A 23,774-nucleotide genomic window follows, 5' to 3' on the forward strand; every position below is an offset into this window, starting at 1 on the left:
CAAAGAAATTTTGTGGGAGGTTTTTTGTTGTTTACTAAAAAATCTCATGTTATAATTTTTGTAAAATTAAAATCTCAATAGGCGGTGGAAAAATGTCTGAGACTTTATTATATAAAAATTACAATCCGCGCTTAAACAGAAAAAACGAAGATAGAATTTTTGGGGAAGGGTATATTGGAGGAAAAGCTTCAGGACTTTGCTTTGCAGAAGAGGTATTAGAAAAATATATTGATGTTTTTAAGCAAAGTGTAAAGATACCTGAAAGTTTTTTTATAGCTACTGATTATTATCAAATGTTTTTAGATTATAATAATTTAAATGATATAACGGAAGATACTCCTTATGAGGAAGTAGAAATGAGATTTAGAGAAGCTAAATTTCCTCCAGAATTTAAAAAAGTGCTGACAGAGATTTTAAATAAAATGTATTATCCTTTAGCTGTGAGGTCTTCTTCTTTATTAGAAGATAATGTAAAATATTCTTTTGCTGGCAAGTATTATACCACTTTTATTCCTAACAAGGGGACAGATAGAGAAAGGCTTAAACAATTAGAAAAAGCTATTAAAGAGATTTATGTAAGCGTATATGGCCCAGATGCCGTCGCATATAGGAGAAAACATGCTCCTGATCAAAAAGAATTAATGGGGGTAATTGTGCAACAACTGATAGGTTCACAAAAAGGTATGTATTTTTATCCAGAGGTTTCTGGAGTAGGCTTCTCTCGAAATTACAGACGGTGGACTGACAGAATTAAAATAGAAGATGGGGTTGTGAGATTAGTTTTTGGTTTAGGGACAAAGTGTACAGGTAGAGGATATGCGAGAATTTTTTCTCTAACTAATTTGCGTTTAAGGCCCGAAGGCAATAATCCAAAAGAAATAGCGAAAAATTCACAGGAAACTTTTGATGTGCTAAATTTAATTACAGGGGAAGTTGAGACCTATAACATAAATGAAGTACCGCAATTTTTAACATATCACGATAAGATAGGTGATATTGCTCAAATATACTCAAAAAGAGAGAACGCTATTTTTGATATCAATATACTGAATAACAGCAATGATGTTTTTAATAAATATATTTTTACTTTTGAAAACTTTCCGAGGAAACACAGAGGATTTTTTAACATAATCTCTAATTTGTTTAAATATCTTGAGGAAGAAATGGGAATGGCAGTTGACATTGAATTCACTTATGACTTAAAAAAAGGCGAATTTTATCTTCTTCAAACACGACCATTGAGTTCTTATGAGAGTTTCAGAAAAGTCCACATTCCTAAAGATATTGAAAAAAAATGTGTCTTGTTGAAAGGGGATAGAATGCTTACAAATGGCATCTTGAAAAACATAAAATATATAGTATACGTAGACCATAAAGTTTACAGCCAATATAGAGATAAACATGAAATTGCAAGAATAATAGGTAGACTCAATAAAAGTATAGGAGATAGATACATTCTTGTGGGTCCGGGAAGATGGGGTTCCTCTAATCCCTATTTAGGGGTACCTGTTATATACAACGAAATATCTAATGCTGCTATGATTGTAGAGCTTGGAATAAAAAATGGCGATTTTATGCCAGAGCTTTCTTATGGGACTCACTTTTTTACTGATTTAGACATTGATAACATTTTATACATGCCGGTATTTGATGGTTATGAAAATAATATTTTCAATGAAGAATGGTTTAAAAGGGGGACATATATCGACACGGCTGTCAAAATATTTGAAGGACGATTTGATGCTTATTTAGATGGAGACAAAATGATAGGGTATGTCATTTCTCATGAGAAGTAAGTCGATTTATGTATAAAAAGATATAAAAATAACAAAAAATGAGACTTAAGTCCTATTTAAAGCGCCAAAATAATGTAATATAATTTAAACTGTAAGAATGATTCCCCTTTTCCCCATAAAATTTAATATATTCTGCACCCCCAACCCAATGTAGGCTGCTTTAAAGCAGCTGTTTTTTTGTTTTATTAAAGTTTTATATTAAAACTGCCGATAGAAAGTTATGAAGCAATAAATGCTTATATCCTCCTCTACTATAGTGGGAACTTTTCCCACTATTTTAATTGTTATTTTGGATTCTCTGGAAGAATAAATATATATTTATGGACATATATTTTATTTAGCATGTTTAATGTCGGAGGGGGAAAATGAGATATGTTGCTTATGGAGTTTTCACAATATTTTTTAGTTTGATAATTTTGCCATCTATAATAGTGTTTGGCTTTAATTTTCATAAAACTTTTTCTGTACCTTCCCAAGAAATAAAATTAGTGGATAACGGGAAATTAGTAAAATTAGAGGACACAAGTAATTACAAAACTATAAATGTTTTTATAACAAACCAAAACAAAATACAAAAAATGGATTTAGAGGAATACGTAAAAGGAGTAGTTGCTGCAGAAATGCCTGCGGAGTTTGAAATGGAAGCTTTAAAGGCACAAGCTGTTGCAGCGAGGACTTATGCTCTCTCAAAGGAAATAGCTTTGGGAGGAAAGGGTTGCGAATTACATCCAGGAGCTGATGTGTGCGCCGATTCTGAACATTGCCAAGCATGGCAATCTGAGGGGGAGTTGAGGCAAAAATGGGGAGAAAATTTTGATAAATACTATGCCAAAATATCTCAAGCAGTAGAAGATACAAGAGGACTTGTCTTAGTGTACGATGATGCTTTAATTGTGCCAGCTTATCATGCTATAAGTGGAGGGAAAACAGAGAATTCTGAGGACGTATGGCAGAGTAAAATTCCCTATTTAAGAAGTGTGGTTTCTCCTGGAGAAGAGGTAGCATCAAAATATAAAACTACTGTTATAGTGTCAAAAGAAGAATTTATAAATAAATTAAAGCAAAAAGAGCCTTCTTTGAAATTGGATAATAGCAATATTTTAAATCAAATAAAAGATGTAGAAAAAACACAAGCTGGGCACGTTAAAACTTTGAAAATAGGAAATATAACTTTTAATGGCAAAGATATAAAGGAAATTTTTAATTTAAATTCTACAAATTTTAGTTTTGAGGTACAAGGAAATAATATTATAATAACTGTTATTGGTTATGGTCATGGTGTAGGAATGAGTCAATATGGAGCAAATGCATTGGCAAAACAAGGTAAAAAGTTTGACGAAATATTGAAATATTATTATACAGGGGTAGAAATAGTAAAAATTGAAGATTTATTGGAAATACAGCACTGATAAAGTGCTGTATTTTTTGTATAAATAATTAAGTTAGTGGTTAAAATACCATTTGGAGGTGAAAAATGTGAGAATAAACAGGGAAAATTTAATAAGATTTTTTGATAGAAAGGGTTTTTACATAGTATTATTTTTATCCATAGTAGTGATAGCCGCTACATCAGTATATGTTACTAATAATAATTTAAAAAAATTAGAAGAACTCAGAAAAGCACAGCAAGAAGAAATTAATTCAGCTATTGAAAGTGATTGGGATTATGAAGAAGAACTAGCTCAAACTCAAGAAGAAAAAGAACAGCAAAATAATTCTACAGCTGTTATCAGCCAACAACAAGAAAATAACGTATCTGACGATAAAGAAAATCCTCAACCGGTAACAAAACACAGTAACGAGGTTAAAAATCCAGGGAAAAATGATAGTTTAACAAACAGTAAAGTAACAACTGTTATGGCAAGTAATACCTCTACTATAAAAAAGGATAATAGTTTATCTTCTGCGAAATTAGTTTTATTGAAGCCTGTAAATGGAGACATAATATTAGAATTTGCCAAAGATAAGCTTGTATTTTCAAAAACCCTTCAAGAATGGACAACTCATAAAGGTGTAGATATTGGGTCAAACTTAGGAGAACCTGTATTGGCAGCTATGGATGGAATTGTGACAAAAGTATATAAAGATCCAAAATTAGGGAATACTGTTGTTATAAAAAATGGAAAATGGGAAACGCGGTATGCAAATTTAGACGATGAGATTTTAGTAAAGGAACAAGAAAAAGTAGTAAAAGGACAGCAAATAGGGAAAATAGGAGAATCGGCAAAGTTTGAAGTTGGAGAAGGCCCCCACTTACATTTTGAACTTTTAGAAAATGGAATACCTGTTGACCCAATAGCATATTTTAAATAAGAACACCTGTTTAAAAAGACTTGGATACTTCCCGGTATTCAAGTCTTTTTTGTTTTTATAAAGATTCTAATGGCTTTGTTTTGGCATATACATATTAATGAGATTTGAAAAATTTAAAGGGGGTTTTGGTTTTGAAAGATTACATAGAAGAGAGAACACTAGAAATATCAAAATACATAATAGAACACAAAGCAACAGTGAGAGAAGCTGCGAAGGTTTTTGGAGTTAGCAAAAGCACAGTTCACAAAGATGTGACAGAAAGGCTTCCTGATATAAATTTTGAATTATATAAAGAAGTGAGAGAGATTCTAAGCAAAAATAAAGCGGAAAGGCATATAAGAGGAGGAAAAGCCACCAAAATAAAATATCAAAAAATGAACAATAAATTTTAAGAAAATAAAAGAGGATTTTGTAAATTTGTAGCGAATTAATAAATTGATAATAAATTAAACATTTCGGCATCAATGTCGATAATTTAAGTGGATGCCATTTTTGTCGAAATACATAAGAAAGGTGTGTTTGGATGTTTGCGATCTCTAAGGATATCGGAATTGACCTTGGCACGGCATCTGTCCTGGTCTACATCAAAGGGGAAGGAATTGTTTTAAAAGAACCATCAGTTGTAGCAATTGATAGAAATACAAATAAAATTCTTGCAGTTGGCGAAGAAGCACAAAGAATGGTAGGCAGGACGCCAGGGAATATATTAGCTATAAAGCCTCTGAGGGCTGGAGTAATTTCTGACTACGACGTTACAGAGAAAATGCTTCGGTATTTTATAAACAAAGCCTGCGGGGGAAGGTTTTTATTAAGGCCCAAAATAATGATTTGTATTCCAAGTGGCGTAACACAGGTAGAAAAAAGAGCTGTCATTGATGCAGCATTACAAGCAGGAGCGCGAAAAGCTTATCTCATCGAAGAACCTATTGCGGCAGCTATAGGAGCAGGATTAGATATATCACAGCCTAGTGGAAATATGATTGTAGATATAGGGGGAGGCACCACTGACATAGCTGTAATTTCTTTGGGGAGTTCAGTGGTGTCTAAAAATATTAAAGTAGCAGGTGACAATTTTGATGAGGCAATTATCCGTTACATGAGGAAAAAGTATCACATAATAATAGGAGAGAGAATGGCAGAAGAAATAAAAATAAATATAGGTACTGCTTACTTTGACGGCAAAGAAGAGAAAATGCTAGTAAAAGGGAGAAGTTTAATATCTGGTTTGCCTCAAAATGTAGAAGTGACTTCCAGTGAAATATGTGAAGCATTAAAAGAGCCTCTTGAAGAAATTGTTGAAGCTGTGCACAATGTATTAGAAAGAACACCTCCTGAATTAGCGGCTGACATAAGTGACAAAGGCATAGTACTTACAGGGGGCGGAGCATTGCTTAAAGGAATGGACAGGCTTTTAAGGGAAAGGATGAATACACCTGTATATCTTGCAAATGACCCTATAAGTTGCGTCGCTTTAGGTACAGGAAAAGCATTGGATTCTCTTGAATTATTAGAAAAATCAGAAACTGTAATTGACGTATACAAAATCAATAAGTAAGAAGGTGATTTTATGTTAAGAGGGCTTTATACTGCCTCTTCTGGGATGATTACTCAAACTAAGATAATGGATGTTTTGGCGAATAATCTTGCAAATGTTAATACAGTAGGATATAAAAGAGATGTGGTAGTTACTTCCTCTTTTCCAAATTTTGAAGTAACAAGACATGGTGGTGATAATATACCGCCTAACGGAAAAATTGGAAGAATGGATTACGGCGTGTTAGTTGACACTTTTCATACAAATTTTGAAGAAGGGGCTTTTTCTCAAACCAATGGTAAGTTAGACTTTGCGATAGATGGCAATGGGTTTTTTGTGGTAGATACCCCTAATGGTCAGAGGTATACAAGGGATGGTTCTTTTACTTTATCAAAAGATGGGCATTTAGTCACAAAAGAAGGATATATTGTAGAAGGGGAAAATGGGCCTATACAGTTGTCACAGGGAGACATTTCTGTTGACGAGATGGGTAATATAATAAACAATGGTCAATTGGTGGACAGGCTTAGAATTGTGGATTTTGATAATTATGATGGTTTAAGAAAAGAGGGCAATAATTTATTTTTTATAGATAACAGTACCAATGTACAAGTTATTCCTGTAACAGGGAAAATAAAGCAAGGTTTTTTAGAACAGTCAAATGTGAATTCAGTTAAAGAAATGGTAAATATGATAAGCGTGATGAGAAATTATGAATCAAATCAGAAGGTTGTAATTGCTTTTGATGAGACTCTTGGAAAAGCTGTTAACGAAGTTGGAAAAGTATGAGGAGGTTGAAAACTTATGATGAGAGCATTGTGGTCTGCGGCATCTGGTATGACTGCTCAGCAACTTAACGTAGATGTTATCGCGAATAATCTTGCGAATGTAAATACTACTGCTTTTAAAAGAGATAGGGCAGAATTTAAAGATTTAATATATCAAACTTTACAAAGAGAAAACGTATATGGTGGACAAGGTAAACCTGTCAATATGCAAGTAGGGGTAGGCGTGAGACCTTCAGCAATTGTAAAAGATTTTACGGAAGGAAGCCTCCAGCAGACAGAGAATCCTTTGGATTTGGCATTAGATGGAGAAGGCTTTTTTGCAGTTTTAGGACCTGATGGCAAGGTTTATTATACAAGAGATGGAAGCTTTAAATTGAGTCCTAATGGGAATAATTTGATGCTTGTAACAGCAGATGGGTATCCCGTACTAGATGACAGCGGTAATCCCATAGTTTTTGACAGCACTGAAAAAGATATATCGGTATCACCTATGGGTGTGATAAGCGTAAAAAATCCTGACGGAACTACTCAAGAAGTAGCTACTTTAGGAATCTATAATTTTGTCAATACTCAGGGACTTTTAAGTGTGGGTAGTAATCTCTATGAGCCAACAGAAGCATCAGGACAGCCTGGTACAAGAGATGACTTTGAAGGAAGAATGGGTAAAGTCATGCAAGGATTTTTAGAAACCTCCAATATTCAAATTGTTAAAGAAATGGTGGATATGATTGCGGCACAAAGAGCTTATGAGATAAATTCAAAGGCTATACAAGCAGCTGATGAAATGCTGGGAATTGCAAATAATCTGAGAAGATAGTTATAATTGAAAGGAATGACATTGCATGGAAATAAATCCTATAAGTAATAATGCTGTAAATAAACTGCAAATTGATTTGCGAAAAGATGGAAGTGATTTTGAACGAATAATACAACAGGCAATAAAAGACAAAGACAAGCAAAAACTTAAAGAAGTATGTCAGCAATTAGAGGCGACTTTTATAGGGCTTATGTTAAATGAGATGAGAAAGACAATTCCAGAAGATTCATTGACCGGAAATAGCCTGGCGAAGGATATTTTTACTTCTATGTTATATGATAAATATGCTGAAATGTTGGCTCAAAATGGATCTTTTGGACTGGCTGACCAAATATATAATCAACTTTCTAAGAAAGTGTAAAAGGGCGCTTGCCCTTTTTACAGTTTGTTGACAAAGTTAAAAAATATTCAAAGGAGATATTTTGCATCGTCGCTCCGATGTTCCAAAGCGACAAAACTAAACTCGACTTTCGGGTTCCGGCAGGGTACCGGGCACAATCGACGTCCTGTCTCAGGTGCCCGCCTCCGCCCTCCTTGGCTTCGGCCCTGCCTCCACCCTCAGTCTCGCTAAGTTTTGTTACCGCTTTGTCACAAGTCGCTCCTTATGCAAAATATCTCCTTTACGAAAGTTTGTCTACAGTCTGTAAAAGGGCGCTTGCCCTTTTTATTTTTCATTTTTTTGTGATATAATCAATGATAAGCCACTGTTTTATCATATCTTCAAATTCTGCTAAAAAGAGGTGAAGAATAGAGTGGAAAATAAAGGTATAAGAAAAATTCTTCCTCATAGATATCCTTTTTTATTAGTGGATAGAATAATAGAAATTGAAGAAGGTAAAAAAGCTGTTGGAATAAAAAATGTGACAGCTAATGAACCTTTTTTTCAAGGGCATTTTCCAGACAATCCTATAATGCCAGGAGTTCTTATTGTTGAGGCATTGGCACAAGTAGCAGGTATTGCTGTTATGAATATAGAAGAATTCAAAGGTAAATTAGGGCTTTTCACAGGGATTGATAAGTGCCGCTTCAAAAAAGTAGTAAGGCCGGGAGACCAACTTGTTTTAGAAGTTTTAATAGATTCTATAAAGATGGGGCTTGTTAAAGCTAAAGGTGTTGCAAAAGTTGGAGATGAAGTTGCAGCTACTGCAGAGCTTATGTTTATAATGACTGAAGAAGGATAGGAGGCTTAATATATGTCGACGGCTAAAAAAGCTGTAAAAGCAGCTAGCGTCATAATGATAATAACTTTATTAAGTAAAGTATCTGGATTTTTGAGAGAAATAACTTTTGCTGCTAAATTTGGTACTTCTGTTTCCATGGATGCCTACAATATAGCAACTGTTATACCTATGACACTTTTTGTGGCGGTAACTGCCGCAATAGCTACCACTGTTGTGCCAATATTTACCGAATACTTTCAAAAAGAAGGAAAGCAAAAGGCATTTGATTTTATAAATAACCTTTTAGGTGTTGTATTGGTTGCAACAGTAATTTTAACTTTCTTGGGTTTTACATTCGCACCTTATCTTGTAAAATTTGTGGCGCCAGCTTTTACTGGAGAAAAATTTGAGTTGACAGTAAAGATTACGACTATATTATTGCCTACAATGGTGTTGATAGCTGCATCTAATATTTTTACTGGTGCTCTTCAGGCGATGGAACATTTCACTGTTCCTGCCATGATTGGTATACCTTACAATATTATTGTAATAACAGTAGCAATTTTATATGGGGGCAAATTTGGAATTACTGCAGTAGCTTATTCTACAATTATCGCCACTTTTATACAAACATTAGTTCATTTGCCTGTTTTATATAAATTAGGTTACAGATTCAAGTTGAGAGTGAATTTTAAAGATGAAGGAGTAAAAAGAGTCATTTTATTAGCAATGCCTGTGCTTGTGGGGACAGGGGTGCAGACTATAAATGTTTATGTGGATAGAGTGATAGCTTCTTTTTTGCCTGACGGAAGTATTGCGGCATTGAGTTATGCCAATAGGCTTAAGACGTTTGCATTAGGTGTTTTTTCAACATCAATTGCAACTGCTATATATCCTGTTTTATCGCAACATTCAGTAGCAGACGACAAAGAAGGTTTTCTAAAAAGTTTAAATTTTGTAGTAAGTGGTATTTTATATGTATTAATACCTGTATCAGTTGGTGCAATGGTACTCCGAGTGCCTATAATAAAAGTATTATTTGAAAGAGGAGCTTTTGATGAGAAGTCCACATATCTTACCTCAATCGCCCTTTTTTATTATGCCATAGGAATGACTGCGTATGGCCTTAGAGATGTCTTAAGTAGAAGTTTTTACTCTATGAAAGACACAAAAACTCCCATGATAAATGGTGCCATGGCTGTATTATTAAATATTGCACTTAATTTAATTTTGGTAAGATATTTAAAATTAGGAGGACTTGCTCTTTCTACTTCTATTGCAGCCATATTTGCTACTTTTCTTTTATTTACTTCTTTAAAAAGAAAACTTGGTAAAATAGGCGGGAAATACATGTTTATGAGTTTTATAAGGGCAATGTTTGCATCAGTTGTAATGGGGGTTGTAGTGCATTTTGTGTATAATAATATGATTATTAAGATGCCGTCAGATAAAAGAATTTATGAGGTTATAGTCTTGTTTATGACCATATTAATTGGAACTATAATTTACTCTGCCATTGTATTAATCACTGACAAATCTGCCCTCTCTTATTTTAAAAAAGGCATAAAATTTGTAAATTCTAAACTTGTAAGAAATTAATTTAAAAATGAGGTGATATCATGAAATCAAAGGTATATTTTTACAATCTGAGAGCGAATAAAGCCAGCAGTAGTTTGTCTTCCAAAGTAGCGAGAATTTTTGATGTAGCAGGTTTTAAAAACATTATTGATAAAAATGACTTGGTAGCTATAAAAATTCATTTTGGAGAAAAGGGAAACAACGCTTACATCAACCCTATATATGTAAGAAAAGTGGTTGATAAAATCAAGAGTTATGGGGGAAAGCCCTTTTTAACAGATACAAATACTCTTTACAAAGGTAGTCGTTCAAATGCAGTTGACCATTTGACAACAGCAATTGAAAATGGTTTTGCATATGCTGTTGTAAATGCACCAATAATAATTGCTGACGGCATTTTAAGTAAAGATTCTGTAGAAGTGAAAATTGACAAAAAACATTTTGATACTGTAAAAATTGCTTCAAATATTTTTTTTGCAAACTCAATGATTGTAATGTCACACTTTAAAGGTCATGAATTGGCTGGTTTTGGAGGAGCCATCAAAAACTTAGCTATGGGGTGTGCACCTGCGGCAGGAAAACAACAGCAGCATTCAACAGTGCAGCCTGTTGTAGGAAAGGGATGTACCGCATGTCAAATGTGTATCAGGAATTGCCCCGTAAATGCGATATCTTTGGTCAATGGTTCAGCTTATATTGACCCTTCTATATGTATAGGGTGTGGAGAATGCGTGTCCATTTGTCAATATGGCGTGATAAAGCCTCAATGGGGAACTGATATGGATGCTTTTGTAGAGAGAATGACGGAATACGCATATGGCGCTTATTCTACAAAAAAAGGCAAAATTGCGTTTATAAATTTTGTCATGAATGTTACACCACTTTGCGATTGTACGCCTTGGAGTGATGCTCCTATTGTTCCTGATATAGGAATATTAGCTTCCTTTGACCCTGTTGCTATAGATCAGGCAAGCTATGACCTTGTGAATCAGCAATTTGGTCACAAAGGCACAGCTTTAGAAGAAGCGGGATATGGCATGAATCCTGGAGAAGACAAATTTAAAGCTTTGCACCCTGAAACAAAAGGAGAACTACAATTAAAATATGGAGAAGAAATTGGCTTGGGTACAAGAGATTATGAACTTGTTGAACTAAAATAGCAGGTTAATCCTGCTATTTTTTAATAATTTTTAGTGACTTATGAGAACGTTTGTAGTATTATATAATTAAAGAGGGGTGGGGAGGGGGATTTATGGAAAAATATTTTGTTCTTGCTTCTATTATAGCAGTAATTACCTTTGTGCTATTTTTAATAGCCTCGGTCCTTTTTGTGCAATGGACAAATAAACTTTTCGGAATTGAAGAAAATAAAAAAGAAAAAGAGAAAAGGAAAGATAAGTTACACAGTTGATAAAGGAGTGATACTTTGGAAATAGGTTTTAAAAGAAATGAAGTAAAAGGAGTAGTTTTTTATACAATACCATCTTTTGAAAAGACAGGACTTGTCAAACACCTTTTTACTACTAGAATTGGCGGTGTAAGTAAAGGCAAATATGCTTCCTTGAATTTAAGCTTAAAAAGATATGATACTAAAGAGGAAGTCTATGAAAATTTTAAAATAATATGCGATATTGGCGGTTTTTCCTACGAAGATATGGTTTTTTCAGACCAGGTTCATGGTGATGTTATAAGAAAAGTGACTCTAAAGGATAAAGGAAAAAACTTTGGAGGAAGCGATATTTCTGGCGTAGATGCCCTTATGACTAATGAAAGAGGTATTCTGCTTGTTACATTTTATGCCGACTGTGTGCCTTTGTTTTTCTTAGACCCTGTCAAAAAAGTTATTGCCCTTGCACACGCAGGATGGAGAGGCACAGTAGCCTACATTGGGCCTAAAACAGTTAATGCCATGAAAGAAGAATACGGCTCAAATCCAAAAGATATACTTGTAGGGATAGGCCCTTCTATATACAAATGCTGCTATGAAGTAGGTGATGATGTTGCGAATAAAATTAAAGATGTTATTGATGAATGGGAAAAAGTTCTTGTGAAAAAGGCGGGGGGCAAATGGATGCTGGATTTACAGCTTACCAACTACATTGAACTTATAAATACTGGCATACCAGATGAAAACATTACAGTAACCCAAATGTGCACCCATTGCAATAGTGAATTTTATTCCTATAGAAGAGACAAAGGCATGACAGGCAGTATGGCAGCTTTTATGGAACTTAAGTAGTTTTTCTTTTATGATATTTGTTCTAATATATAAGTTAAAGAAATGGTTATTTATGTTTTTTGCATATTGACTATTTCTATATTGGATAATATAATCAAATTGAATAATATGATAATATAGTAAATAAAAATAGTGAAAGAGGTGGTAAGAATGAGAGTAAATGCTACAGAATTCAAAACAAGAGTTGGTAAATATTTAGAATTAGTTGATAAAGAAGAAATTATTATAACGAAAAATGGACGTGAAGTTGCGAAACTTATTCCAGCAAAAAAAGAAGGTACACCAAATGCAGATTTTTTGTATGGAATTTTATCTGACTATCCTGACAAAAATATAACTGCTGAGCAAATACGGGAAGAAAGAATAAGAAATAAATACAATTAAAGGGGAGGGAGAAATTACCCGTTAAATAACAATATGGGTATAATGGGGTAAATAAATGAAAGTGTTAATTGATACTAATGTTATTCTTGACGTTTTATTGAAAAGAACTCCCTTTGATGTAGATGCTTATAACATATTAAAATTAGCAGAAGAAAAAAAGATAAATGCGTATTTAGCTGCTTTTTCAATTACGGATATATATTATTTCATAAATAAAAACCTTTCTCACAATGAAAGCATAAAAGCATTAGAAGCTTTGCTAAGTATAGTAGAAGTAGTTAGTATAACAAAATATGACATAAAGAAAGCAATGAATTTGAAGGAGTTTGGAGATTTAGAAGATGCTCTACAAATGCAATGTTTGAAAAAATTAAAAGGTGATTTGATTATTACAAGAGATGAGAAATTTCAAAAAATAACTAATAAAGCAATATCACCAAAAGATTTTTTATCCAATGAGGGCTTAACTTAAAAACCAATACAAATGCTACCATACTTTTTATGCCATAAGACCTATTAAGGTCTTTTTTATTTTATCTAAAAACTTTTGTTCACAACTTATGCAATTTACTAAATATTCCGCTACAATTCCTGCCATATTTATGGTATATTTTTTGCATAATAGATATTGAAGGGAGGCTTGTCACTATGATTGAAAGGATTTTTGAAATTATACAAAAAGAGGATAAAAAGAATCCTTTAACAGATGACCAAATAGCGGCAATTCTCAATATTAAAAGAGAAGATGTGACACAATTTAGACTGAAAAATAATATTCCTGACTCAAGAGAAAGAAGAAAACCTTACCTTTTAGAAGATGCAAAAAAAATAATTTCAAAGGACCCAAATATTTCAGATAGAAATTTGACAAAACAATTAAATAATTTAGGATATAATATTTCTCGTTTTGTAGCTACACAAATAAAAAAGGAAATTTTAAAAGATAAAATTGCAGATAATTTAGTGCAACGAAGTACTATTAAAAACGATACTGTAAATTTTGAAACTCCTAAAACAGCTAAAAGCTTACTCTCATTTAAAGAGATTATTGGAAGCGAAGGAAGTCTTAAAGTGCAGATAAGCCTTGCAAAAGCTGCAGTACTTTATCCTCCCCATGGATTGCATACTTTAATAGTAGGACCATCTGGATCTGGAAAAAGCCAGCTGGCTGAAGCAATGTACAACTATGCAATAGAGTCTGGAAGATTTAATGAAAATGCGCCTTTTGTAGTTTTTAACTGTGCTGATTATGCGGATAATCCACAACTACTCATGGCGCAACTTTTTGGTTATGTAAAAGGCGCTTTCACAGGGGCTGATACTGCAAAAGCGGGATTGGTAGAAAAAGCTGATGGTGGAATTTTGTTTTTGGACGAAGTCCACAGACTCCCCAGTGAAGGACAAGAGATACTCTTTTATTTGTTGGACAAAGGAAAATTCAGACGATTAGGGGAAACAGAAAGTACTAGAGAGGCACAAATTATGCTTATTGCTGCTACTACTGAAAATCCTGAATCTTCGCTATTACTTACTTTTAGGAGAAGAATTCCTATGGTGATAGAACTTCCTTCTCTTTCAGAAAGACCTCCCCAAGAAAGATATGAAATTATACATCATTTTTTCTCAAAAGAGTCTTTTAGAATTAATAAATCGATTATTGTAAAAAAAGAGGCAGTAAGAGCTCTTATGCTTTATGACTGTCCGGGGAATATAGGGCAGCTAAGGAGCGATATTCAAGTTGCTTGTGCGAGGAGCTTTTTAAATTCATTAGGGAGTAAAAGCTCTTCATTGACAATAGACCTTTCAGATTTACCTAACCACGTAAAAATGGGGATAATCAGAGTAAATAAAAGAGATCCCGAAATAGAAAGATATTCAAATGAAGACATTATGGTGTATCCTGACAAGGAAATTAAGTTATATCCAAAAGAAGATAGATATATGCTGCCTGATGAAATATATCAATTTATAGAAGAAAGGTTTATTGACTTAAAAAGACAAGGACTTACAAAAGAGGAGATAGATAAAATTCTCGGGAAAGAGATAGAGGCGGAGCTGAAGAAATTTGCTGTAAATGTAAAATCTAACATAACAATTTCAAAAAAAGAATTGACAAACATAGTAGGAGAAAAAATTGTAAATGCTGTTGAAAAAGCATACGAGATTGCTAAAAAAAGTTTTAAAAACTTAGAGGATAATCTCTTTTATTCCCTTGCTATACACTTAAGTGCTGCTTATGAAAGAATATTAAGTGGCAAACCAATAATTAATCCTCAACTTGAAAACATAGTGAAAGAATATCCTGTTGAGTATTCTATTGCTAAAATTATGGCAAAACAAATTAACAAAGAATTAGAAATACAGCTGCCTGATGAAGAAGTGGGCTTTATTGCTATGTATCTAAGGACATTCTCAGGGGACAAAGAAATAACTAAAGGCAGAGTGGGCGTAGTTGTGCTTACGCACGGCCATGTTGCAAGTGGCATGGCAGAGGTGGCAAATAAACTCTTAGGGGTAAATCATGCAGTCGGTATAGATATGGCTCTTGATGAAAGCCCAGAATCTGTTCTTGAGAGGACAATTGAAGTAGTGAAAAGAATAGACGAAGGCAAAGGCTGCATTATTTTGGTTGACATGGGTTCATTAATTACCTTTGGTGAAATTATAACCAAAAGGACAGGGATACCTACAAGAGTGGTAGGAAGAGTAGATACGGTTATGGTGTTGGAAGCTGTCAGAAGAGCTATTATACCGGATACTAATTTAGATGAAATAGCAGATGCGTTAGACGTAGATAAAACATATATAGGAAGAGTTGAAGGTATAAAGAGTAAAGATAAGCTTCCAAAAGCAATTGTAACTGTATGTATTACAGGAGAGGGAACAGCGTTAAAAATAAAGAAATATATTGAAGATGTCTTACCACAACTAAAAGATGATTACAAAATAATACCTGTTGGAATGCTCAGGCAGGAAGATATTGAAAAAGAAATTTCAAAAATAAGAGAAGAAAATGAAGTGGTAGCTTTTGTTGGTACAATAAATCCCGGCATAAAAAGTATACCTTTTATATCTGTTGAAGATATTTTACATGGCACAGGGATTGAAAAGCTTAAAAAAATCCTCAATTTAAAGGTTGAAAATCCATTGAAAGAAATCATTGATGAAAACCTTATCTTATGTGATGTGGATATTTCTATGAAAAGTGATGTCATAGATAAATTAGTAGAATTGCTTCAAGATAAAGGTTATGTAGATGATAAGTTTTTGCTAAGTGTATACAAAAGAGAATCAATGGGAGCCACCTGGATGAAAGGCGGTATAGCTATACCACATGGATACACGAAAAACGTTACGAAATCTGCCATAGCAATTGCAAAATTAAAAAAACCTATTTTTTGGGAAGGAGAGCTTAAAGCGGATTTAGTTTTTATGATAGCGTTAAAAGAAGATTCGAAGGATTATATGCTTGATTTATATAAAGTAATGACAGACGAAAAGATTGTAAATGCTTTGAAGGGAGCTAAAAGTCCGGTTCAAATAAAAGAAATAATATTAAAAAATACACTACCGGCCAATTAATTGGCACGATATTTGCACTATATAGAAGGGCAGTAGATGAGGAGGTAATTGTTGATGAGAATATCAGAGTATTTCAATAAAGAATTAATTGTTACAAATTTAGATGTTAAAAGTAAAGAAGAAATATTTAAAGTACTATTTAAAAAACTATATGATAACGGTTTTGTAAAAGAGAGTTTTTTAGATGCAATTATTAAACGTGAAAAAACTTTTCCAACAGGTTTGCAATTAAATACGTATAATGTTGCAATTCCTCATACAGATCCAGAACATGTAATAAAACCTGCAATAGCTATTGCAACATTGTCAAAACCTGTTATATTTAAAAACATGGCAAATCCGTTGGAAGAAGTAAATGTTAGCATTGTATTTATGATGGCACTAAATGAAGCACATAGCCAGGTGGAGATGCTTCAACAAATGGTTCAATTAATACAGAATGACACATTACTTGAGAAAATAATTGAAGCAAATGGAGGTGATAAAATCATTGATATAATAAAAAATGCTTCATTTACATTGAATTAAATTTTAGTAAATGAAGCAAAATAGTAAGCTTTATAAATTTAGGCTTAGAGGTGTAATGTCAACTAGTAATTATTGGAATCTTGAAAATTAAAGAGTTGATTACTACACTTAGCTAAAGAGGCGTCTTCAGCACTAAAGCTGCCAGATTGATAATTTATTTCACACAAGGCAAGCAAATTCTTGGCGAATGCGTTAAGATGTTTTGGGATTTCTTTATCCGACTTTTTAAACTGGAAACTAAAGAAATTATAATATTTTCAATAGCCGTGATCAAAGTCATACTAACAGTATCGTATCAAACCTGATACACGAAGCATTAGTAGCTTTAGGATAAAAAATTACCTCAAAGGGATAATGGAATCAGCACCTGAAGTATTATGAGAAAGTGAAGAAAAAAGCTAAGATTGTTGACTGTAGCTAGGGTGTTCCTGAAACATAACTTTAGAGATAGGAGGGAGATAAAATATGATGACAGGAAAGAATTACAAGAATGTGCGTGTACTTGTTGTGTGCGCAGATGGTGTTGCTACTTCTACAATTGCGCTGGTATCTTTAAGAGAAGCTTTGGAGGAAAAAGGTATTCACGCAGAATTTGTACAAGGAAGAGTAGTAGATGTTGATAATATGGTAAAAAATGGAGATTTTGACTTTGTGATTTCTACTGCTGGAACAGATTTAGATGTAAATATTCCTGTTATTAGTGGAGTTCCGTTCTTAACTGGCATAGGAAAAGACCAAGTTTTTACTCAAATTCAAGATATTATTAACAATAAAGAAAGAGGGGGTAAGTAAAAATGTTTACGATGATTGTGAAAACCTTTGGGGCTGCTGTTCTACTTCCTATTGTAATACTAATTTTTGAATTAATTCTTGGAGTAAAGTTTTCTAAAGCTCTCAGATCAGCACTTTACATAGGTGTAGGTCTTAATGGTTTAGTATCAGTCTTAAATCCGTATTTCATGGGATTAATTGGGAAAGCAGTTTCGGATATGATAACTACGGGAGGAGTGCATTTACCATATGTTGATACTGGTTGGGCTCTTTTAGCAGCAGTGGGTTATTCAACACAAATTGGGGCACTGATTATTCCTATTGGTATAATTGTTAACATTATAATGCTTTTATTACACTGGACAGATACTTTAGACTTGGACGTATGGAATTTCTGGCATTGGGCTTTTATAGGCAGCATGGTTTATTATGCGACTAATAATCTGGTATATGGGTTATTAACTGCGGTAGCAGTTGAAATGTTCCTTCTTATACTTGCCGATATAACTGCTCCTACCATGCAAAAATTCTTTAATTTACCAGGGCTTGCTTTTCCGCATGCAAGTGGTCAAGGAGGAACATTAATAGCTGTTCCTTTGAAATGGTTCTTTGATAAAATTGGATTAACCAAGATACAAATTAGTTCACGAACTATAAGAGAAAAATTTGGTATTTTAGGAGATTCTGTTGTTGTGGGCTTTATAATAGCTACAATTATAGGGTTTATTGCATGGAGAAATAAATTAGGTGATATGCAAACTTGGTCTGGGATATTGGCATTAGGCATAGGAACAGGTGCTTTTATCTACTTATATCCCAAAGCAACCGGAGCTCTCTTGGAAGGATTTGTACCTCTTAATGAGAGAGTAAGAGAGATACTTTCTAAGAGAGGCGTTAATAGAAAATTAAATTTTGGGATGGATTCAGCTCTTACTATTGGACATCCGGATGTTCTTACTACAGGGCTTCTGACTATGTTGACTACTGTACCTCTTATATTTTTGCTACCAGGTAATAAATTTATCATGTTAGCAGATTTAGGAGTAACACCCTTTTTCTTAGCTTCAGCTGTAACAGCAATAATGGGAGGAAATATTATTGCTTCTTATATCACTACAGTTATTGCTGTAATTATAACATTATACTTTTCCAGTGCAGCATCTCCACTTTTTGCCCATATAGTAACTTTGATAGGAACCCAGTTACCTGATACTGGTAAAGCCATTGTTGGCGCTGATATGAGACCTTTACATGGATTGTTTTGGTTACTGGGGCAATCACCTATAGGACTTGTTGTAGCATTTATAGGTATTTTTGCGATGCTATTTTTCTTTAAGAGAAGTCCTGAAGTATGGTATAAAGCATTTGGTTATAAAGGCAACGAAAGCAAAGCAAAAATTTAAACATATTATAATAAAATGCAATTAGTTGTACCAAACAAGAATAGTTGATAGTTTATTCTTGTTTGGTACTATAATTTGTTGATGTGAATCATAATAATGAATATAGGCAGATCTGTTTGTGAGACGAGGGAGGAATATTTAAATGAAAAAATGGAAAGTTGTTAGTACAGCAGTTACATTTGGAAAAATTAATAAAGAACCAGTAAAACGTCTCGAAGAATTTGGTTGTGAAGTTGTACTTAATCCTTTTGGAAGACCTTTTACAAATGAAGAAATAATAAGATATGCTTCTGATGCGGATGCACTGATAGTAGGAAATGATAAAGTTCCAGGGGATGTTATCAAAAAATGTAAGAAACTCAAGATTATTGCAAAACATGGAGTAGGAGTAGATAGCATCGACGTTAAAACTGCGAATCAATTAGGCATTGTTGTTACTAATGCCCCTGGCACTAACAGCGAAGAAGTTGCTGATTTAGCTTTTGGATTACTTCATATGCTTGCTCGTGGGCTTTATCAAGCAAATACTGATACAAAAAATGGCAAGTGGATTAAGCCAGTTGGTATAAGTTTAAGCAAAAAAACTATTGGAATTATCGGAGTTGGTACAATAGGTACTGCAGTGGCAAAACGAGCTACTGGATATGATATGAATATTTTAGGATATGATATCAAGAAAAATCCATTAGCCTTGGAGCTAGGAGTAAAGTATGTGGGGCTAGATGAACTTTTATCAGAAGCAGATTTTATAAGTTTGCATTTACCATTAACCAACGATACATTAAATATTCTTAATGCAGATAAATTTAAATTAATAAAAAAAGGTGCTATTATGATTAATACTGCTAGGAGTCAACTTATTGATAATGAAGCTCTTTACAACTCTTTGATAGATGGAACTTTAAAGGGGTATGCTACTGATGTATATGATTTTGAACCTCCAATGCATTTGCCTCTTTTTGATTTACCTAATGTTATATTAACACCTCATATTGGTGGAACAACTGTTGAATCAAATAAACGAATGGGTAATACTGCTGTTGATAATGTAATTGCAGTTTTAAAAGGCGAAACTCCTCCTAATATTGTTTTGGTTGATTAGAGCTAAGCTAAAGTAAATGAGGGGAGATATTAAATGCCTAGTATAAAAAAAGCAATTCTTTTAAATAAAGCGGATAGTGTTGCAACGGCATTGTCACAGATTCAAAAGGGTGATGTTGTAGATATTATCTATAATAATGAAACAGTTAATAGACTCATTGCATTAGATGATATAGAAATATACCACAAAATCGCAGTAGTACCTATTCAATCCGGAAATAACGTTTATAAATATGGGGAGGTTATAGGTAAAGCTATTAAATCTATAGAAATTGGCCAGTGTGTTCATATAGATAATATAGAGAGCGTGAGGGGTAAGAGATGAAAATTAAGGCATACAAAAGACCAGATGGTAAATATGGAATAAGAAATAAAGTTTTAATTTTACCTTCTGTAGGATGTGCAAATGAAACAGCGAGATTAATATCAGAACAAGTTCAAGGTACGACATATATAACTAATCCAAAGGGATGCGGGCAAATTGGAAGTAGCGTGGAACTTATGCACAGGACTTTAATAGGGTTGACTTTAAATCCTAACGTATATGGAACCATTATAGTTGGATTGGGATGTGAAACTATTCAAGCTTATGATTTATATGAAGAAGTTAAAAAAAGGAGTAATAAACCAGTAGAAGTCATAAGTATACAAAGAGAGGGAGGAACACTAAAAACCATACAGAAGGGAATTAAATTAGCACGAAAAATGGTAGAAGAGATGTCAAAAATAGAGCGTGAAGAAGTTGACATTTCTAATATAACATTAGCAACTAATTGTGGAGGTTCTGATGCTACTTCTGGAATAGCTGCTAATCCAACATTAGGATATTGCAGTGATATTTTAATAAAAGAAGGGGCTACAGTATTTTTGGGTGAGACTACAGAATTCATTGGAGCGGAACATATATTAGCCAGAAGAGCAAAAAATGAAAAAGTTAGGAATAACTTATTAACAATAGTTAAAAATTTAGAAAACGAGTTTATTAGATTAGGAATAGATGTTAGGGGCGCGAATCCTTCACCGGGAAATATTAAAGGAGGATTGAGTACTTTAGAAGAAAAATCATTAGGTTCGATTATGAAAGGTGGAACAAGTATTATTAATGAAGTTGTACGTTATGGAGAAATTCCGAAAGAAAAAGGTCTCATTATAATGGATACACCAGGTTATGATATTGAATCTGTTACGGGGATGGTAGCTGGAGGAGCGCAGATATGTGTATTTACCACAGGGAGAGGTACTCCTATTGGTAATCCTATTATACCTTTAATTAAAATAACGGGAAATAAACAAACGTATGAAAACATGTCGGATAATATTGATTTAGATGTTTCGGATATAATTGAAGGTAAAAAAGACATTAAAGAATGTGGTGAAATGCTTTTACAAGAGATAATAGATGTATGTAATGGTAAATTAACAAAAGCAGAGATATATGGATTTTCAGAAACGTGTATATATAGAAATCAAGAGATTTGGTGTTCGTGGTAAGGTAATAAAACATTCCTTAGATTATAAGAAGCTGAGAGTAAAAAAGGTTCAACACAAGTAAGACATTAAAATGAGGAGGGGAGAAATAAAGATGAAGATTACATCATTAAAGGTATATAAGGTAAAACCAAGATGGATATTTTTAAAGATAGATACAGATGAAGGGATTAGTGGATGGGGTGAATTGATTTCGGGTACTAAAACAGAAACAGTTGTTGCAGGCGCATATGAAATGGGAGAGTATCTTATTGATAAAGACCCGAGACAAATTGAGGATATGTGGCAAGTAATATATAGGTCCTTTTTTAGAGGCGGTCCTATAAATATGACAATTTTATCAGGCATAGAAATGGCATTATGGGACATAAAAGGCAAATATTATAATATGCCAGTATATGAATTTTTGGGCGGAAAAGCAAGAGACAAAATAATGGTTTACTCATGGATTGGTGGAGATAGACCCTCAGATGTAGTGGAAGCAGCTTTGGATAGGAAGAATAAAGGTTTCAAGGCAATAAAAATGAACGCCACAGAGGAACTTCATTATATTGATTCATATAAAAAAATTGAAGCTGTTATTGAAAGAGTGGCATCAATAAGAGATGCTGTTGGTTATGAAATGGAGATAGGGATAGATTTCCACGGACGTGTTCATAAGGCAATGGCTAAAGTTTTAGCTAAAGAATTGGAAAAATACAGGCCGATGTTTATAGAAGAACCTGTATTACCCGAAAACAATGAAGCACTGAAGGAAATAGCAAGTTATACATCCATACCTATTGCGACAGGTGAAAGATTATATACTAGGTGGGGATTCAAAGATGTATTAAAAAGCGGTGTTGTAGATATAATTCAACCCGATGTAGCATTAACAGGGGGTATTCTTGAAGCTAAAAAAATATCTGCTATGGCAGAAGCGTTTGATGTAGCTGTAGCTCCACATGCTCCGTATGGTCCAATTGCACTTGCTGCTACATTACAATTAGATATCTGTACACCTAATGTGTTTATACAAGAACAAAGCTTAGGCATACACTATAATCAAGGTTTTGATTTACTTGATTTTGTAAAGAATAAAGAAATCTTTGCGTATAAGGATGGCTTTGTCGATATTCCAACGGGCCCAGGACTTGGTATTGAAATCGATGAAGAATTAGTCAAAAAAGTTGATATGGAAGGATTACATTGGACTAACCCAAAGTGGAGGAATTACGATGGAACGGTAGCTGAGTGGTAATATTATTAAGCAGTAAATAACGCATATATCGGATAATTAAAAAGCAATTTAAACAGTAAATAACATTGGATTTTCAAGGGGTGATACAATGTCTAAGTATAAAGTTGTGATTACTGCTAGATCGTTTGGTGAGAGCAGTGATGAGCCGTTCAATATATTAAAAGGGAATGACTGTGAAGTGGTTAAGATTCCTGTTGATAGGCCTTTAAGTGCAGAAGAACTTATACCTTTAGTGAAAGATGCTGATGCACTGATAGTAGGTAACGATAAAGTAACTGAAGATGTAATTAATGCAGGCAAGAAGTTGAAGGTTATTTCTCGATACGGGGTTGGATATGATAATGTTGATTTGAATGCTGCAAAGAAAAAAGGAATTGTTGTAACAAATACTCCAAACGCTAATAATAACTCCGTGGCTGATTTGGTAATTGGGCTCATGCTCGTGCTTGCAAGGAATTTACTTGCTGTAGATAGAATTGTGAAATCTGGCGGATGGAAGAGAATAATGGGTACTGAAATCTACGGAAAGACTCTGGGCATAATTGGCTTAGGAAAGATAGGGAAAGGTGTTGCAAAGAGAGCTAAGGGTTTTGATATGAATGTACTTTGCTATGATGTTTATCCAGATCTAAAATTTTCAGAAGAATATGGAGTAACTTATTGCTCATTTGAGGAACTTTTGAAGCAGTCAGATATTGTAACTATCCATGTTCCATTGACACCGGAGACAAAAGGTCTTATTGGCGAAAGAGAACTTGGCATGATGAAACCAACTGCTTTCTTGATAAATACATCAAGAGGTGGTATTGTAGATGAACGCGCACTATACAATGCTTTAGCGAATAAGAAAATAGCAGGGGCTGCACTTGACGTTATGGAACAAGAGCCACCCATTAATAGCCCACTTCTTCAGCTTGACAATGTTGTAATAACATCCCATATTGGAGGATACACATGTGAGGCCATTACTAATATGGGAATTGTGGCTGCAAAAAATGTTGTACTAGTGTTAAATAAAAAGCAAGGCGCACACATAGTTAATGGCGAATAAT

General features: G+C 33.8%; 24 protein-coding genes. All 24 read left to right on the top strand.

Annotation, left to right across the window (positions count from 1 at the left end):
* Positions 1-92: 92 nt before the first annotated feature.
* The 24 genes from TETH514_RS00545 to TETH514_RS00655 all read left to right on the top strand — a co-directional run bounded on the left by TETH514_RS00545 (position 93) and on the right by TETH514_RS00655 (position 23,773).
* On the top strand, positions 93-1,796 hold the full coding sequence (locus TETH514_RS00545) for a PEP/pyruvate-binding domain-containing protein (RefSeq protein ID WP_003867300.1): 1,704 nt from the start codon (positions 93-95) through the stop codon (positions 1,794-1,796).
* A 365-nt stretch (positions 1,797-2,161) separates the two neighbouring features.
* The gene (gene spoIID / locus TETH514_RS00550) at positions 2,162-3,205 is read left to right on the top strand and encodes a stage II sporulation protein D (protein WP_003867299.1); all 1,044 of its coding nucleotides are present in this window, start codon (positions 2,162-2,164) and stop codon (positions 3,203-3,205) included.
* Positions 3,206-3,272: 67 nt separating this feature from the next.
* Positions 3,273-4,109: a M23 family metallopeptidase gene (locus TETH514_RS00555; protein WP_003867298.1), complete on the top strand. Its 837-nt coding sequence runs from the start codon at positions 3,273-3,275 to the stop codon at positions 4,107-4,109.
* Positions 4,110-4,240: 131 nt separating this feature from the next.
* Positions 4,241-4,501, top strand: coding sequence for a sporulation transcriptional regulator SpoIIID (gene spoIIID, locus TETH514_RS00560; protein ID WP_009051979.1), 261 nt, complete (start codon positions 4,241-4,243; stop codon positions 4,499-4,501).
* Positions 4,502-4,632: 131 nt separating this feature from the next.
* Positions 4,633-5,664, top strand: coding sequence for a rod shape-determining protein (locus TETH514_RS00565; protein ID WP_003867296.1), 1,032 nt, complete (start codon positions 4,633-4,635; stop codon positions 5,662-5,664).
* Positions 5,665-5,676: 12 nt separating this feature from the next.
* Positions 5,677-6,432 carry a flagellar basal-body rod protein FlgF gene (flgF, locus tag TETH514_RS00570; RefSeq protein WP_003867295.1) on the top strand — a complete coding sequence of 252 codons (756 nt, stop codon included), beginning with the start codon at positions 5,677-5,679 and terminating at the stop codon, positions 6,430-6,432.
* 15 nt (positions 6,433-6,447) lie between these two features.
* Entirely contained in the window at positions 6,448-7,248 is an 801-nt protein-coding gene (flgG, locus tag TETH514_RS00575; RefSeq protein WP_009051978.1) for a flagellar basal-body rod protein FlgG, read from the top strand.
* A gap of 25 nt (positions 7,249-7,273) precedes the next feature.
* Positions 7,274-7,609 (top strand): rod-binding protein, encoded by a 336-nt coding sequence (locus TETH514_RS00580; RefSeq protein ID WP_009051977.1) that lies wholly within the window; start codon positions 7,274-7,276, stop codon positions 7,607-7,609.
* 391 nt (positions 7,610-8,000) lie between these two features.
* Entirely contained in the window at positions 8,001-8,429 is a 429-nt protein-coding gene (gene fabZ / locus TETH514_RS00585; RefSeq protein WP_009051976.1) for a 3-hydroxyacyl-ACP dehydratase FabZ, read from the top strand.
* 12 nt (positions 8,430-8,441) lie between these two features.
* Positions 8,442-10,007 (top strand): murein biosynthesis integral membrane protein MurJ, encoded by a 1,566-nt coding sequence (gene murJ, locus TETH514_RS00590; protein WP_009051975.1) that lies wholly within the window; start codon positions 8,442-8,444, stop codon positions 10,005-10,007.
* 20 nt (positions 10,008-10,027) lie between these two features.
* The gene (locus TETH514_RS00595) at positions 10,028-11,146 is read left to right on the top strand and encodes a DUF362 domain-containing protein (protein ID WP_009051974.1); all 1,119 of its coding nucleotides are present in this window, start codon (positions 10,028-10,030) and stop codon (positions 11,144-11,146) included.
* 92 nt (positions 11,147-11,238) lie between these two features.
* Entirely contained in the window at positions 11,239-11,397 is a 159-nt protein-coding gene (locus TETH514_RS12665; RefSeq protein WP_009051973.1) for a hypothetical protein, read from the top strand.
* A gap of 15 nt (positions 11,398-11,412) precedes the next feature.
* Entirely contained in the window at positions 11,413-12,225 is an 813-nt protein-coding gene (gene pgeF, locus TETH514_RS00600) for a peptidoglycan editing factor PgeF (protein ID WP_009051972.1), read from the top strand.
* Between the two features lie 150 nt (positions 12,226-12,375).
* Complete coding sequence (locus TETH514_RS00605; protein ID WP_009051971.1) at positions 12,376-12,609, top strand: type II toxin-antitoxin system Phd/YefM family antitoxin; 234 nt, start codon at positions 12,376-12,378, stop codon at positions 12,607-12,609.
* 55 nt (positions 12,610-12,664) lie between these two features.
* On the top strand, positions 12,665-13,081 hold the full coding sequence (locus TETH514_RS00610; RefSeq protein ID WP_009051970.1) for a PIN domain-containing protein: 417 nt from the start codon (positions 12,665-12,667) through the stop codon (positions 13,079-13,081).
* 176 nt (positions 13,082-13,257) lie between these two features.
* Positions 13,258-16,191 (top strand): sigma 54-interacting transcriptional regulator, encoded by a 2,934-nt coding sequence (locus tag TETH514_RS00615; protein WP_012268569.1) that lies wholly within the window; start codon positions 13,258-13,260, stop codon positions 16,189-16,191.
* Positions 16,192-16,245: 54 nt separating this feature from the next.
* Positions 16,246-16,719, top strand: coding sequence for a PTS sugar transporter subunit IIA (locus TETH514_RS00620; protein ID WP_003868990.1), 474 nt, complete (start codon positions 16,246-16,248; stop codon positions 16,717-16,719).
* 465 nt (positions 16,720-17,184) lie between these two features.
* Complete coding sequence (locus tag TETH514_RS00625; RefSeq protein WP_003868991.1) at positions 17,185-17,511, top strand: PTS sugar transporter subunit IIB; 327 nt, start codon at positions 17,185-17,187, stop codon at positions 17,509-17,511.
* A gap of 2 nt (positions 17,512-17,513) precedes the next feature.
* Positions 17,514-18,893 (top strand): PTS transporter subunit IIC, encoded by a 1,380-nt coding sequence (locus tag TETH514_RS00630; RefSeq protein ID WP_009051968.1) that lies wholly within the window; start codon positions 17,514-17,516, stop codon positions 18,891-18,893.
* A gap of 142 nt (positions 18,894-19,035) precedes the next feature.
* Positions 19,036-19,995, top strand: coding sequence for a phosphoglycerate dehydrogenase (locus tag TETH514_RS00635; RefSeq protein WP_003868993.1), 960 nt, complete (start codon positions 19,036-19,038; stop codon positions 19,993-19,995).
* A gap of 33 nt (positions 19,996-20,028) precedes the next feature.
* Positions 20,029-20,319, top strand: a complete 291-nt coding sequence (locus TETH514_RS00640) for a UxaA family hydrolase (RefSeq protein WP_003868994.1) — start codon at positions 20,029-20,031, stop codon at positions 20,317-20,319.
* Positions 20,316-21,485, top strand: a complete 1,170-nt coding sequence (locus TETH514_RS00645) for a UxaA family hydrolase (protein WP_003868266.1) — start codon at positions 20,316-20,318, stop codon at positions 21,483-21,485. Before TETH514_RS00640 ends, TETH514_RS00645 begins: the two co-directional genes overlap by 4 nt.
* A 91-nt stretch (positions 21,486-21,576) precedes the next feature.
* Entirely contained in the window at positions 21,577-22,722 is a 1,146-nt protein-coding gene (dgoD, locus tag TETH514_RS00650) for a galactonate dehydratase (RefSeq protein WP_003868265.1), read from the top strand.
* An 88-nt stretch (positions 22,723-22,810) separates the two neighbouring features.
* Positions 22,811-23,773 carry a phosphoglycerate dehydrogenase gene (locus TETH514_RS00655; RefSeq protein ID WP_003868264.1) on the top strand — a complete coding sequence of 321 codons (963 nt, stop codon included), beginning with the start codon at positions 22,811-22,813 and terminating at the stop codon, positions 23,771-23,773.
* Position 23,774: the final 1 nt, after the last annotated feature.

It is taken from the genome of Thermoanaerobacter sp. X514, assembly GCF_000019065.1.
Classification (GTDB): Bacteria; Bacillota; Thermoanaerobacteria; order Thermoanaerobacterales; family Thermoanaerobacteraceae; genus Thermoanaerobacter; species Thermoanaerobacter pseudethanolicus.